This window comes from Brevibacterium ihuae (genome assembly GCF_900184225.1).
Classification (GTDB): Bacteria; Actinomycetota; Actinomycetes; order Actinomycetales; family Brevibacteriaceae; genus Brevibacterium; species Brevibacterium ihuae.
Map to the genome: position 1 here is coordinate 246,271 of NZ_FXWZ01000003.1, position 13,507 is coordinate 259,777.

General features: G+C 71.4%; 11 protein-coding genes. 6 read left to right on the forward strand and 5 right to left on the reverse strand.

Annotation, left to right across the window (positions count from 1 at the left end; translation table 11 throughout):
- Positions 1–38: 38 nt before the first annotated feature.
- Positions 39–1,679 (reverse strand): DUF8094 domain-containing protein, encoded by a 1,641-nt coding sequence (locus C1A17_RS06470; RefSeq protein ID WP_245873534.1) that lies wholly within the window; start codon positions 1,677–1,679, stop codon positions 39–41.
- Positions 1,680–1,891: 212 nt separating this feature from the next.
- On the opposite strand from C1A17_RS06470, the gene orn reads away from it, so the two are divergent.
- Positions 1,892–2,497 carry an oligoribonuclease gene (gene orn / locus C1A17_RS06475; protein WP_101651992.1) on the forward strand — a complete coding sequence of 202 codons (606 nt, stop codon included), beginning with the start codon at positions 1,892–1,894 and terminating at the stop codon, positions 2,495–2,497.
- Here the strand turns inward: orn and C1A17_RS06480 are convergent.
- Entirely contained in the window at positions 2,481–3,419 is a 939-nt protein-coding gene (locus tag C1A17_RS06480; RefSeq protein WP_101651994.1) for an SCO6745 family protein, read from the reverse strand. The genes orn and C1A17_RS06480 overlap by 17 nt on opposite strands.
- Positions 3,420–3,604: 185 nt before the next feature.
- Here C1A17_RS06480 and C1A17_RS06485 point away from each other — a divergent pair, with 185 nt between their 5' ends.
- Both C1A17_RS06485 and C1A17_RS06490 read left to right on the forward strand, forming a co-directional pair.
- The gene (locus C1A17_RS06485) at positions 3,605–5,413 is read left to right on the forward strand and encodes a glycosyltransferase family 2 protein (RefSeq protein ID WP_101651996.1); all 1,809 of its coding nucleotides are present in this window, start codon (positions 3,605–3,607) and stop codon (positions 5,411–5,413) included.
- Positions 5,335–6,240: a DMT family transporter gene (locus C1A17_RS06490; RefSeq protein ID WP_101651998.1), complete on the forward strand. Its 906-nt coding sequence runs from the start codon at positions 5,335–5,337 to the stop codon at positions 6,238–6,240. Before C1A17_RS06485 ends, C1A17_RS06490 begins: the two co-directional genes overlap by 79 nt.
- Before the next feature lie 98 nt (positions 6,241–6,338).
- On the opposite strand, the gene C1A17_RS06495 is transcribed toward C1A17_RS06490, so the two are convergent.
- Entirely contained in the window at positions 6,339–7,283 is a 945-nt protein-coding gene (locus C1A17_RS06495) for an NADP-dependent oxidoreductase (RefSeq protein WP_101652000.1), read from the reverse strand.
- Between the two features lie 132 nt (positions 7,284–7,415).
- On the opposite strand from C1A17_RS06495, the gene C1A17_RS06500 reads away from it, so the two are divergent.
- Positions 7,416–8,657 (forward strand): aminotransferase family protein, encoded by a 1,242-nt coding sequence (locus C1A17_RS06500; protein WP_101652002.1) that lies wholly within the window; start codon positions 7,416–7,418, stop codon positions 8,655–8,657.
- Between the two features lie 2 nt (positions 8,658–8,659).
- Here the strand turns inward: C1A17_RS06500 and C1A17_RS06505 are convergent, their stop codons facing one another.
- Complete coding sequence (locus C1A17_RS06505) at positions 8,660–9,616, reverse strand: phosphotriesterase family protein (RefSeq protein WP_101652004.1); 957 nt, start codon at positions 9,614–9,616, stop codon at positions 8,660–8,662.
- Positions 9,617–9,722: 106 nt separating this feature from the next.
- On the reverse strand, positions 9,723–10,127 hold the full coding sequence (locus C1A17_RS06510; RefSeq protein WP_101652006.1) for an acyl-CoA thioesterase: 405 nt from the start codon (positions 10,125–10,127) through the stop codon (positions 9,723–9,725).
- Positions 10,128–10,332: 205 nt separating this feature from the next.
- On the opposite strand from C1A17_RS06510, the gene C1A17_RS06515 reads away from it, so the two are divergent.
- Together C1A17_RS06515 and C1A17_RS14480 are read left to right on the forward strand one after the other, a co-directional pair.
- Positions 10,333–11,472 carry a metal ABC transporter substrate-binding protein gene (locus tag C1A17_RS06515; RefSeq protein WP_245873536.1) on the forward strand — a complete coding sequence of 380 codons (1,140 nt, stop codon included), beginning with the start codon at positions 10,333–10,335 and terminating at the stop codon, positions 11,470–11,472.
- Between the two features lie 64 nt (positions 11,473–11,536).
- Positions 11,537–13,441, forward strand: a complete 1,905-nt coding sequence (locus C1A17_RS14480) for a metal ABC transporter permease (protein WP_245873538.1) — start codon at positions 11,537–11,539, stop codon at positions 13,439–13,441.
- The last annotated feature ends 66 nt before the right edge of the window (positions 13,442–13,507 follow it).

Sequence of the window (13,507 nt, forward strand, 5' to 3'; positions counted from 1 at the left end):
GGTGTCCTTTCGGTGGATCGGGTGCGTTCGGCGGGTCGTCAGCCGAGCTCGGCGTCGGCGAGCACGTCGGACACACCGACGAGGGCGATCTCGCCGTCCTCACCGGCCGGGACGGTGAAGGAGACGACCTGGAGGTTCTTCGTCACGAGGTCCCGGCTCGTCGAGCTGTCGCCGACGACCGAGGCCTGCGGCTCGGGGATCGTCAGCGTGCCCGTCCGACCCTCGACGGACTCCGGGGCGATCGTCGTGGTGACCTCGATGAGGCCGGTGACGACCGCACCGCCGTCGGCGGTCTGCTGGGCGACGAGCTGGGTGCCCTCAGCGGGCGCGTACTCGAACTCGATGGTGCCGTTGCCCTCCGCGAGCGCCTCGCGCTGCGACTCCTGGGCGCGGGTGACCTGCTGGCGGAACGCGTCCTCGGTGAAGTCGCCGGCGAAGCGGGAGTCGGCGCCGTGCTGGAGGACGTCGGCGTAGTGGCCCAGAGTGTCCTCGGGGGTCTTCCGCAGTCCGCTCTCGTCGGGAGCGAGGAGCGGGGAGCCCTGTCGGGAGTCGTTGATCTCCGGGATCGCAGCGCCGGGCAGCAGGATGCTCTGCGACCACAGGCGGTAGTCAGCGCGCGCGTTCTCCTGCGCGAGGACGAGGAGCTGGGACTGGCCCGATTCGCTGTCGGAGGCGATCGCGCTCGTCACCCGGGGCCACTGGTCGGTCGCCGAGGTGAAGTTCACGACGATGTCGTCGGCGGCGACCGCCGGCGGCAGCGCGTAGTCCTCGGACTCCTCCTTGACGGCATAGGCCGAGGTCCGCTGCTCGAGGAAGGGGCCCGTCGCGCGGGCGCCGAGCGCCCCGCCGTGGAGCTGCTCGTCGGCGGCCTGGACCGAGCGCGCGATCTCGCCGACGATCCGCTCGAGCTGGGCATCGGTGACGACCGCAGGCGCGGACGCGGGCGGATCGGACGGCTCGGGGCTCGGCAGCTCAGCCGGTCCGCCGCAGCCGGCGAGCGCGATGACGGGCACGATCGCGAAGGCGGCACCGGTCTCGGCGAGCTTCCGACGCCGCTCCTGCCGGGCGGCGCGGCGCTGCCTCTCCTTCTGCGCCCGGCGGTAGTCCATGAACCCGAGGACGAGGCCGAGGGCAACGAGGATGCCACCGATGAGCATGAGCGGCAGCGCCCACGGGGTGTCGGCCTGGTTCGGCCAGCGGATCTCGACCGCGGACGCGGCCGGCGCCTCGCCGTCGGAGGCGATGAGGAACGCGGTGCGGGCCGGCTCGGAGTCCCACTCGAGGACCACCTCGCCCTCGCCCTCCGTCTGCGCCTCGAACAGGTCGCCGCCGCGGGGATCCGCGGTCTCGCCGTCGCCCTCGGCCTTCTCCACCGCGAGCGTCGACTCGTCGGCGAGGCCGGTGATGCGCGAGTGCGTCGTCGTCCCCACCCACATGTCGATGTTCTCCGCCGAGGCCTGCGACACGGTGAGCTCGCCCTCGCCCTCGACGGTGAGGGTGGCCGGGGTGTCGTGGAGATTGAGCACGCCGGGCTCGATGACGAGCAGCGTGCCCGGGTCGTCGAGGGTCGCGGACGCGGTGATCGACTCCTCGGGAGCCCAGATCGTCTGCTGCAGGACCCCGATCGCACCGACGATCAGTCCGGCGACGATGAGCAGCCCGGAGACAAGGTAGCGCACGCGATTCCCTTCGTCGTTCCCGCGCCGGGCGGTCGCCGCGGGCGCAGGGTTCAGTCTAGTCGACCCGGTGCCGATCATCGCGGTTCACGGCACGGGAGGACAGCGGACGACGGTACCGGCCCAAGCTGAGGATCCTATGAAGGGGCCGGTGGCGCGTCTCACACCGCAGGCGCGGTCCGCTCCGCGCGGTCCATCCGACGTAGGATCGATCCGTGGCTAAGGACAGAATCGTATGGATCGACTGTGAGATGACCGGCCTCGAGGTCGGCACCGATGAGCTCATCGAGGTCGCCTGTCTGGTGACGGACTTCGACCTCGCGATCGTCGACGAGGGGGTCGATGTCGTCATCCGACCCTCGCAGCGCGCGCTGGAGAACATGAACGCGTTCGTCACCGGCATGCACACGACGTCCGGGCTGCTCCCCCTGCTCGACGACGGAGCCACCGTGGACGAGGCGCAGGATGCGGTCCTCGACTACATCCGGTCGCACGTCAAGGAGCCCGGGAAGGCGCCGCTCGGCGGCAACTCGGTAGGCACCGACAAGGCGTTCCTCGCCGCCCAGATGCCCGCGCTCGTCGACCACCTCCACTACCGGATCATCGACGTGTCCTCGATCAAGGAGCTCGCGAAGCGCTGGTTCCCCAAGGCCTACTTCAACGCGCCGCCCAAGACCGGCGGCCACCGCGCCCTCGGCGATATCCGGGACTCGATCACCGAGCTCGCGTACTACCGGAGCATCGTGTTCCGCACCGAGGGGCCGTCGAGCGACGAAGCCGCCGCGGCCGCCCGGGCGATCGCGCCTACCGACGCTCGGTGAGCCCGGAGCCGGCGGAGAACAGCTTCTGCGGGAACGCCCCCTGAGCGACGAGGATCTTCGCGAAGTCCTTCGCCTGCCCGTCGAGCTCGCTCAGCGCCTCGTCGGACAGGGCCGACCACGAGAGGGTGACGGAGTCGTCGGTCGCCTGCTCGATGTCCTCGCGCAGCGCCGCCGCCCGCTCGGTGATCTGCGCGTCGTCGCCGGCCCCAGTGACGAGGCCGCGCTCGCGGAGCGAGGTCACGGCCCCGTCCCATTCCTCGTCGGACCAGCCGCGGCTCTTCCGGGCCGCGGACGGGCGGAACGAGGTGCCGGTGAGGCAGTGGAGGACCACGGCCTCGAGACCGGACAGATCATGGGTGAGCAGCGCTCCGATGTGCCCGTCGCCGCGGTACTCCCGCAGCAGCGTCGCCGCGACCCAGAGGTCCATGAGCGGCTGGAGCCCGGGGTCCGCGGTGGGAACGCCGGCGGCGAGCGCCTCCTGGTGGGCGGCGAAGAGCGTCCGGCCGTCGGGCAGGAGCGCACCGAGCACCGGCTGCAGGGAGTCGACGAGGTGCCGCGCGAGCGCCGGGAGCTCCGCGGAGTGCCCGCCCCCGGCGTCCGGCCCGAAGGACTCGGCGAGGAACGTCTCGACCCCTGAGAGGCGCGCGGCGTGGACGGTCTCCGGTGCCGCGGCGTCCCAGCAGTCCGGGACGAACTTCCGGATGGCGGCGGGGTTGAAGCTGTAGAAGGTCGCCGCGACCACCGAGGCCGGCACCCGTCCGAGCGGAGCCGCCCGGCCGGCGAAGTAGATCGCCGAGGGGTGCGTCACCCCGGTGCCCGCGATCGCCTCGGCGACCGGGCGGGCGAAGTAGGTGGCCGAATGGACGGATTCGAGGCGCTTCGTCAGGCGCCGGATGAGTTCACGACGATGTGCATCAACCATGGCCCCACCCTACCGAGGTGTGACCGCCGTCACCAGGGCGCTTGCCGGGGATCCGTCCGCCGCCGGGGCGTGCCGCAGGCGATCGCCCGCTCGCGGTCCCCGGAGAACTGATCGTACAGAGAGATTTCACCTGTTCGGCACGAGCGCGCCACCGTCCGCACCGCCGACGGTCCGATGCTGTGTCCATGACCGTCCTGCCCCCCCGCACCCGGACCGGATTCCCCGCCGCACCCAGCACGCAGGCGGGTCCCGCCGACCTGGAGATCCCGCTCGGACGCCGCAGCCGCCTCTATCGTGCGTTCGAGATCCTGCCCGGGGTCGTGAGCATCGCCGCGATCGTCCTCGTGTTCGTCGTGCCGTTCATCTCGCCGCGGGCCGGCGCGGTCTACGTCCTGTGCGTCGTGGGCGTGATGTTCCTCCGTGCGATCCGCGGCTCGGTCGACCTCGCCCGCGGCTACGGGCGGTTCCGCACCTCGGCCCGCGTGGACTGGGCGGCCCGGCTCCGCGACATCGCGTGCGCCCTCGAGGGCCGCCGGGTGCCGGCGAGCCCGCCGCACGCGTTCCGCGCCGACCGCCACCGCGCACTCCTCACCCAGGTCGCGGAGCATCCGGGGCGTTACCCCCACCCGACATCGCTCGTCCATGCCGTCGTCGTCGCCGCGTACAACGAGTCGTACTCGGTCATCGCCCCGACGCTGCGGACCCTGGCGTGGAGCACCACCCCGGGTTCGCAGATGTGGATCGTGTTCGCCTACGAAGAGCGGGGCGGGGCGGAGATGGAGCGCACCGCACAGCGGCTGCGCGCAGAGTTCGGGCACCGCTTCGCGGCCTTCGAGCTCGTCCGGCACCCGCGGGACCTGCCCGGTGAGATCGCGGGCAAGGGTGCGAACATCACGTACGCCGGTCAGCATCTGCAGGCGCTCGCGGTGCGGCGCGGAGTCGCCGCGGAGTCCGTGCTCGTCACCACCCTCGACTGCGACAACAAGCCCTACGAGAGCTACTTCGACTACGTCGCCTACGAATACATCACCTGTCTCGAGCGGAAGCGGCGTTCCTTCCAGCCGATCAGCCTCTATCTCAGCAACATCTGGGATGCGCCGGCCGTGACCCGCGTCATCGCCTCGGCCAACTGCTTCTGGAATCTCACCTGCACCGTGCGGCCGTTCGCACTGCGGAACTTCGCCTCGCACACGCAGCCTCTCGATGCGCTCATCGAGATGGGGTTCTGGTCCACCCGCACGATCGTCGAGGACGGCCACCAGTTCTGGCGCTCGTACTTCCACTTCGAGGGCGACTACTCCGTCGTGCCGATCCACGTCCCGATCTACCAGGACGCGGTCATGGCCGGCGGTCTGCGGGACACCATGGTCGCCCAGTTCCGGCAGCTGAGCCGCTGGTCCTACGGCGCCTCCGACGTCGCCTACGTGGCCGCAGGCGTGTTCGGCGCACAGCGCCGGGTCCCGCTGCTGCGGAGCACGCTCCACTTCCTCACCCTGCTCGAGGGCCACGTGACGCTCGCCTGCGTGTCGGTGATCATCGCGCTCGGCGGCTGGACCCCGTTCCTCATCATGCACCGGACCGGGGGCGCCGATGCGCTCGTGAGCCAGATGCCCTTCCTCGTCGGGCTGATCCAGCAGATCGCCATGATCAGCCTGCTCATCTCGCTCGTCGTGTTCTGGAACCTTCTGCCGCCGCGGCCCGTGCGCTACGGGCGGGGGCGGAGCTTCGCGATGCTCGCGCAGTGGCTCCTCTACCCCGCGACGATCCTCGGCTACAACGCGACCACCGCGCTGTACTCGCAGACCCGGCTGCTGCTGGGCCGGTACCGGGAGCGCTTCGAGGTCACCGAGAAGGTCGCCGGAGCCGGCGGCGGGATCTCCCGGGACGGGTCGGTGCGGCTGGGTACAGTGGGGCTGTGCGCGATGCCCGATACCATCTCTTCCTCGTCCTCGCCAACGCGTTCTGGGCGGGCAACTTCGTCGTCGGCGGGCTGATCGCCGACTCCGTCTCCCCGCTCTTCCTCACCATGGTCCGCTGGGTGCTCGCGACCGTCCCGCTGTTCGTCCTCGCCGCGCTCATCGAGAAGCCGGACTGGCGGGCGGTGTTCGCCGAGTGGCGGCTCCACATCCTGCTCAGCTGCCTCGGGCTCACCGGCTATGCGCTCTTCACCTATCTGGCGCTCGCGCACACGTCCCCAGTATCGGCCTCGCTGCTGAATTCGGTGGGACCGGCACTCATCGCGGTCGTCGCAGTCCTCCTCGCCCGGGAGCGGCTGAGCAGGACGGCGGTGCTCGGGCTCGCACTCTCCCTGATCGGCGCGGTGACCGTGCTCGCCCGCTTCGACGGCGGCGGGATCGGACTCGACCTCGGCGTCGGCACCCTGTTCATGCTCATCGCGGTGAGCGTGTTCGTCGTCTACACCGTGCTCGGCCGGTTCCTGTCCTCCCCGCCGGTGTCGGCCACCGCCGTCCAGGCGCTCATCGCCTCGGCGGTGCTCGTGCCGACGACCCTGGTGCTCGGTGCACCCGGCCCGGCGGACGGGATGACCTGGCTCGGGATCGCCTTCATCGGGATCTTCCCGTCCGCGCTGTCGTACCTCATGTGGAACCTCGCGGTGCGCGGGATCGGGGCGGCGCGCGCCGGGGTCTACCTCAACCTCGTGCCGTTCTTCACCGCGATCATCGGCCTCGTCATCGGCGACCCGATCACGTGGATCCAGGTGCTCGGCGGGGTGCTCATCGTCGCAGGCGTTGTCCTCACCTCGCGTCGGCCCGGGGCCGCGCACCGAACGCCGCCGGTGCCGGCCCGCTCCCCCGACTGAGGCACCGATGCGCGGAGGGCGGCCGATCTGCGTCCCGGCGAACCCGGATCATCGCGGATCGAGCACCCGGCGCGGTGCGCCGGACCTGCCGGGCGGCGTCAGTCGTCCCAGGCGGCGAGATCGAGGACGAGGCGCCCGCGCACGCCGCCCTGCTCGAACCGGGTGTGCGCGGCAGCGGCCTCCTCCGGCGGGTAGACGTCGGCGACGGTCAGCTCGAGCGTGCCGTCCTCGACGGCGGTCCGCAGGTCCTCGAGCATCGCGCGCGAGCCGTACTCGGTGACGACCGCGGTCCGGCGGAACCGGATGTCGCGCTCGCCGGTGCCCTTCCAGAACCGCACCGCCGCATAGGCGCCGCCGTCGCGCACGGCCGGCACCGCCTTCTCGTCCATCACCGCGGCGTCGATGAGGCCGTCGACCCCGTCGGGCACGAGCGCGCGGATCCTCTCCGCGACGTCGTCCCCGCGCTCGACCACATGGTCCGGTCCGGCCGATTCGACGAGGGCGCGGTCCTCCTCCGAGGAGTCCGCGATGACGGTGAGGCCTGCGCGCTTCGCGAGGCGCACGGAGTACTGCCCGAGGGTGCCGGCGGCACCGGTGACGGCGAGGGTCTGTCCGGGCGCGAGGTCGAGCTTGGCGAGCGCCTGGAGCGCGGTGAGGCCGTTCATCGGCAGGGTCGCCGCCTGCTGGAGGCTCACCCCCGCCGGGATCCGGGCGACCGCATCGTCTGCGGCGACGAGGTACTGGGCGTAGGCGCCGCCGTGCTCGCTCACCGGGACCGCCATCGCCATGACCTCGTCCCCGACCTGCCAGGAGCTGCCCTCCCCCACGGCGTCGACGATGCCGGCGGCATCCATCCCGGGGACATAGGGCGACTTCAGGCTCGACACGTCCTGGACGCCCGAGCGGAACGTCGTGTCGGTGGGATTCACCGCCGCCGCGTGGACGCGGATGCGGACCTCACCGGGACCCGGCTGCGGCTGGGGGACCTCGTGGACGGCGAGGGCCTCGGGCCCTCCGAACTCTTCTACTCCGATGACCTTCATGCTTCGCCCAACCCCGCCGGAGCGGCATCCATTCCCGCTCTCGTGAGGCGTATCACATGTCAGGATTGACCCGCCGATCGGCGCACACCAGACTGGACGGTCAGAGACAACCGCGTCGAGGAGGGACGAGCAATGGTGCATCGGGTATGGAACGGGCAGGCGCACATGCCCTCGGTCATGGATTCCCAGATCGAGATCGTCAGGGGCGAGGGCGCCTATGTCTGGGATTCCCAGGGGAAGAAGTACTTCGACGGCTCGGCCAGCCTGTGGCACGCGAACATCGGCCACGGCCGGAAGGAGCTGGCCGAGGCCGCGCACCGGCAGATGCTCGAGCTCGAGACCTACCACACGTTCGGACGCTTCATCAACGAGCCGGCGCGCACCCTGGCCGACCGGCTCGCGGCGATGTCCCCGATCGAGAACCCCAAGGTCATCTTCAACTCCGGCGGCTCCGATGCCATCGACGTCGCGTGCAAGCTCGCGCGGCGGTACTGGCAGGCGGTCGGCCACACCGAGCGCACGGTCATCGTCTCGCGCGACACCTCGTACCACGGGCTCCACGCCTTCGGCACGGCGATCGCCGGACTCGAGCCCAACCGCGAGGGCTACGGCACGGAATCGCTCGTGCCCGACACCGCGCGCGTGTCGGCGAACGATCCGGCGAAGCTCGAGGAGCAGATCCTCGCGCTCGGCCCGGAGCGCATCGCGGCGTTCGTCGCGGAGCCGGTGATCGGCGCCGGCGGCGTCATCGGTCCGGCCGACGGCTACTTCGAGACGGTGCAGCGCCTGGCGAAGGAGCACGGATTCCTCTTCATCGCCGACGAGGTCATCACCGGATTCGGCCGCACCGGGAAGATGTTCGCCTCCGAGCGCTACTCCCTCGATCCCGACATCCACACCATGGCCAAGGGCCTCACCTCCGGCTACGCCCCGCTGGGCGGCATCCAGATCGCCGAGCGGGTGTGGGAGCCGTTCTTCACCGGCGGCAAGGACGCCCCGGCCTTCCGCCACGGCGTGACGTACTCCGGCCACGCCACGGCCTGCGCCGTCGCGCATGCGAACCTCGACGTGCTCGAGCGGGAGGACCTCGTCGAGCGCGCCGGCAAGCTCGAGGACGTCCTCGCTGACGAGCTCGACGCGCTCCGCGACGTCGACGGGATCGTCGAGGTGCGCTCGCGCGCCGGGTTCCTCGGCGCCGTCGCCTTCGCCGAGGGCATCGTCAACGAGACGATCGTGCGCCGGGTCGAGGACCGCGGAGTGATCCTCCGCGCACTGCCGGGCAACGCCCTGCAGATCTCCCCGCCGTTCGTCGCCGAGCCCGAGGACCTCGCGCACACCGCGACGGCGATCCGCGAGGCCGTCGAGGAGGGCTGAGCCTACTCGAACATCCGGCGCGGATTCGCCGCGAGCATCGTGTCGATATCCGCGTCGGACACCCCGCGCTCCCGCAGCGCGGGGAGCACGTCCTCGCTGATGTGCCGGTAGTTCCACTTCGGCACCGCCTGCGCCTTGGCCTCGGGGTCGAACCAGTCGATGAAGCACGCGGCGTCGTGGGCGAGCACGACCCGGTCGGCGTACCCGCGGCGGACGAGCTCGGCGACGGTGTCGACCCGCTGCTCGAACGGCAGCAGCACATCGAGGCCGAACCGGTCCATGCCGAGCAGCGAACCCGCGTCCGCGAGGCGCATGAGGTAGTCGAGGTCCGTCGAGTCCCCGGAGTGGCCGATGACGACCTTCGTCAGGTCCGCGCCCGTCTCCGCGAGCACGCGCTGGGCGACGAGTCCGGACTCCGTGTGCGGATTCGTGTGGACGGTGATCGGCGCCCCCGTCCGGACCGACGCCTCGCCGACCGCGCGCATGACGCGCTCGACGCCCGGGGTCAGGCCCTGCTCCTCGATCGCGCACTTGAGGAATGCCGCGCGCACCCCGGTGTCGGCGATGCCCTCGGTGAGGTCGCGGACGAAGAGCTCGACGAGCGGCTCGGGGACGTCGAACATCAGGCCCGGGCCGGTGTAGTGGAACTGGAACGGGATCTCGTTGTACGTGTAGAGGCCGGTGGCCACGACGATCTGCAGATCGGTCCCCTCGGCGACCCGCTGGATGCGCGGGATGTAGCGGCCCAGCCCGAGCACCGTGGGGTCGAGGATCGTGTCGATCCCGAGCTCCTTGAGCCCCTGCAGCTCCTGCTGCGCCCGCACGACCTGCGCCTCCTCGTCCCACGCTTCGTAGTTGACCCGGTACTCCTCGCCGAGCACGAAGACGTGCTCGTGGACGAGCGTCCGCCCGAGGTCAGCGCTGTCGATCGGTCCCGTCGCCGTCTGCACCTGTGCCATGCCGTCTCCTCGTCGAGATCGCGCGGCAGCCGCTCCGGCGCCGCTGGTGATTCACATCACATCACGGATGGGCGTCGCGTTCCAGGTCCGTGGCACCGTCCCCGCGTCAGGAGCCCTGCTGAGCGGCGAGCGCGGATTCGAGTCGGGCGCGGTCCTCGGCGGGAGGGGCCGCGCTCTTCCGGGTCTCGCGGTCCCAGAACACGACGACGGCGGCAGAGCGCGCCACCACTGTGCCATCGGGGGTGCGCATGGTCTCCGCGGTGCGCAGGCTCGTGTTCCCCAGGTGCTCGATCGCACAGTCGACGGCCACCGACTCCGCGTCCGCGGTGAGCTCGGAGACGTAGTCGATCTCGAGGCGGGCGATGAGGTGGCTGTCGGCGCACGTCAGACCGAGCCCGCTGCGCAGCCAGCGCGAGCGCGCCTCGTCGAGGAGGGTGAGGTACGTGCCGTGGTAGACGTGGCCGTTGGTGTCGAGGTCGCGCCACCGCAGCGGCACGTCGATCGGATTCATCCCGAGGGCTCCTTCGCATCATCGTCGGGGTCGGCGCCGAACCCCAGAGGAGAGGCGCCACCGCGCCTCCATCCTCACACGTCCCGCCCGCCGGGGAACGGATGCGCATATCTCTATCTCACTATTTTTGCGCGGTTCCGCCGAGGTCTATATTCACCATCAAGCCCCTTCTATCGGGATCTGTCCGAAACAGAAAGAATCGATCATGCGATCTCGCCGCCTGCTCCCCGCAGTCCTCACCCTCCCCCTCGTCACCCTCGCCGCGTGCAGCGGAGGCGGGACCTCGGCGTCGGGATCCGACACCCCGGTCGCAGTCGCCACCACGAGCGTGCTCGGCAGCGTGCTCGGCCAGATCACCGAGTGCGCGGGGACCGCATCGTCGTCCCTCATGGGCCCGGGCGACGATCCGCACACCTTCCAGCCGTCGTCCGCGCAGATGGCCGAGCTCGCCGGGGCCGAGCTCGTCGTCGCCAACGGCCTCGACCTCGAGGGCGGTCTCGAGTCCGCCCTCGCGAACGCGGAGCAGGACGGCGCGACGGTGCTCGAGGTCGCGCCCGAGGTCGACCCGCTCCCCTGGGGCGCCGCCGCGGACGACCACGACGGCCACGATCATGCCGACGACGCCGGCACGGACGATCACGGCGACGAGGAGTACGACCACGGCGACGAGCCGACCTCGGGGAGCGGAACCTCCGGGGCCCCCGCCGACGACCACGACGGGCACGACCACGGGACCGACGAGCACGACCACGCCCACGACGAGGACACGGCGCAGCCCGGCGGCGCCGTCGACCCGCACGCGGGGCACGACCACGGCGACGAGGACCCGCACTTCTGGATGGACGTGAGCCGGATGGCCGCGGCGGCGCACGTCATCGGCGACGCGCTCGCCGAGCAGACGGGCGACGACGCCTACGGAGACTGCGGTGCGCAGATCGAGCAGGAGCTCACCGACACCGACGCCGAGGTCCGCGAGCTCCTCGCCGGCATCCCGGAGGAGAAGCGGGTGCTCATCACCGACCACGAGGCGTTCGGCTACTTCGCCGACGCCTACGACTTCGAGATCGCCGGGGTCGTGGTCCCCGGCGGTTCGACCGATGCCGAACCCTCTTCCGCCGAGCTCGCCGAGCTCACCGCGGTCATCGATGAGACCGGGGTTCCGGTGATCTTCTCCAACACCGCGGTCTCGACCTCGCTCGTCGACGCCGTGGCCGCCGAGGCCGGCACCGCGGTCGAGGTCGTCGAGCTCCACGTGGGCAGCGTGGGACCGGAGGATTCCGAGGCGGGCACATATCAGGGCATGATGGTCGAGAACGCCCGGGCGGTCGCCGAGGCCCTCGGCTGACACCGCCCGCTCCCACCGCATCCCGCCGCACGCCGGCGACCCGAGCCCCGAGGACGACGACCGCATGGAATGGTTCACCGAGCCCTTCGCGCTGGGCTTCCAGCAGCGCGCCCTCCTGGGCGGTCTGATCTCCGCGATCATGGCCTCCGTCGTCGGGGTGTGGCTGGTGCTGCGCGGCATGAGCTTCTTCGGCGATGCGTTCGCCCACGGCATCCTGCCCGGCATCGCCGTGGCGATGCTCCTCGACGTCTCCCCCGCCCTCGGCGCCGCGGCGGCGGTCGTCGGCATGGTCGCGCTCGTCGAGTGGATCCACCGCGCGACGCCGCTCCACGAGGACACCGGGATCGGGCTGCTGTTCGTCGCGATGATGGCGCTCGGCGTGGTCATCATCTCGACGATGGACTCCTACACCGGGGATCTCACCGGCATCCTGTTCGGCGACGCGCTCGGCATCACGCCCGAGGTGCTCCGCGGGATGATCGCCCCCGCGGTGATCGTGCTCATCGCCTCCGCCGTGCTCTACCGGCCCCTCCTCGCGCTCGCCTTCTCCCAGAGCAAGGCCCGCTCCCTCGGTCTGCGGCCGAAGCTCATCCACGCGCTCCTCCTCGTGCTCATCGCGGCCGCCGTCATCGTTGGCTTCCGGTCCGTGGGCACCATGCTCGTGTTCGGCCTGCTCGTCGGCCCGCCGGCGACCGCCTCCCTGCTGTCGCGCACGGTCCCGCAGATGTTCGCGTGGTCCATCGGCATCGCGGTGTTCGCCGTGTGGTCCGGGCTGCTCCTGAGCTTCCACCTCGGAACCGCGGGCTCGGCGACGATGGCGCTCGTCCCGATCGTGCTGTTCTTCCTCACCCTGAGCGGGCGACAGATCGTCCTCGCCGTCCGTCACCGCGGGGTCGGCGACGCGGATCCGGACGCTCCCGCGCCGGCGCCCGGCGCCCCGGCGAACGGCACGACCTCCTCCGCGCTCGATCCTGCAGACGCTCCCGAGGGCCGCTCCCCCGGGACCTCCGTCCTCGGCCCGCACGTCCCGGATCACCGACTGCCGGCGGCCGGGACGGACGAGGCGGCCGGGGACGGCGCGACCGCGCTCGGCCACGGCGCTGGCGACCCCCACGTGCACACGGCGTTCGAGGACGCCGACCACGTCATCACCCCGGCCGAGGTGCCGCTCGCCGAGGCGGACGACATCGTCCTCGCCTACGGCCAGCACGTGGCGACCACCCGCTCGACCTTCGCGCTCCGGCAGGGGCACGTGGTCGCGATCATCGGACCCAACGGCTCGGGCAAGTCGACGCTCCTCCACGCGATCGCCGGCCTCATGGCACCCCGGTCCGGGCGCCTGCGGGTGCTCGGCGCGAAGCCTGCGAACGGCTGGAGGAAGGTCGCCTACGTCATGCAGGCCGTCGAGGTGCCGGCCGGGATCCCGCTCACCGTCCGCGAGGTCGTCGCGATGGGCCGCTACTCGACCCTCGGCTGGTTCCGGCCGTTCCGGCGCCACGACCGGCAGCGCGTGCGGTGGGCGATGGACGAGCTCGCGATCACCGACCTCGCCCACCGGCATCTCTCCGAGCTCTCCGGCGGTCAGCGCCAGCGGGTGTACGTCGCCCAGGCGCTCGCGCAGGACCACATCGCACTCCTCCTCGACGAGCCGCTCACCGGGCTCGACCTCGTCTCCGCGCGGACCATCGACCGGATCATCCATGCCGAGCAGGAGCACGGCCACTCGGTCGTCATGACGACCCACGACCTCGAGGAGGCGCGCGCGGCCGACCACGTGCTGCTGACCTCGGGCCGGGTGCTCGCCTCGGGTCCGCCCGAGCGGGCGCTCACCCGGCGCAACCTCGAGATCGCCTACGGGCTCGGCGCGCTCCATCGCGAGTCGGACGATCACGACGGCGAACTGCCCGAGGTGCTCCCCGACCCCGTCCACGGCTCACACGACGACCCGAGCGATCCCTCGCCGCGGTGATCCGTCGCGGCGGCGCGGAAGCCCGTCTCGTCCGGGCAGGGTGACCTGCCGCCGGAATGGATGCCG

What these genes read in the sequence shown, in the direction of transcription:
- C1A17_RS06485 (WP_101651996.1), top strand. Translation starts at nt 3,605, where the DNA reads ATGACCGTCCTGCCCCCCCGCACCCGGACCGGATTCCCCGCCGCACCC.
- C1A17_RS06510 (WP_101652006.1), bottom strand. Translation starts at nt 10,127, where the DNA reads ATGAATCCGATCGACGTGCCGCTGCGGTGGCGCGACCTCGACACCAAC.
- C1A17_RS14480 (WP_245873538.1), top strand. Translation starts at nt 11,537, where the DNA reads ATGGAATGGTTCACCGAGCCCTTCGCGCTGGGCTTCCAGCAGCGCGCC.
- C1A17_RS06500 (WP_101652002.1), top strand. Translation starts at nt 7,416, where the DNA reads ATGGTGCATCGGGTATGGAACGGGCAGGCGCACATGCCCTCGGTCATG.
- C1A17_RS06480 (WP_101651994.1), bottom strand. Translation starts at nt 3,419, where the DNA reads ATGGTTGATGCACATCGTCGTGAACTCATCCGGCGCCTGACGAAGCGC.
- C1A17_RS06495 (WP_101652000.1), bottom strand. Translation starts at nt 7,283, where the DNA reads ATGAAGGTCATCGGAGTAGAAGAGTTCGGAGGGCCCGAGGCCCTCGCC.
- C1A17_RS06515 (WP_245873536.1), top strand. Translation starts at nt 10,333, where the DNA reads ATGCGATCTCGCCGCCTGCTCCCCGCAGTCCTCACCCTCCCCCTCGTC.
- C1A17_RS06505 (WP_101652004.1), bottom strand. Translation starts at nt 9,616, where the DNA reads ATGGCACAGGTGCAGACGGCGACGGGACCGATCGACAGCGCTGACCTC.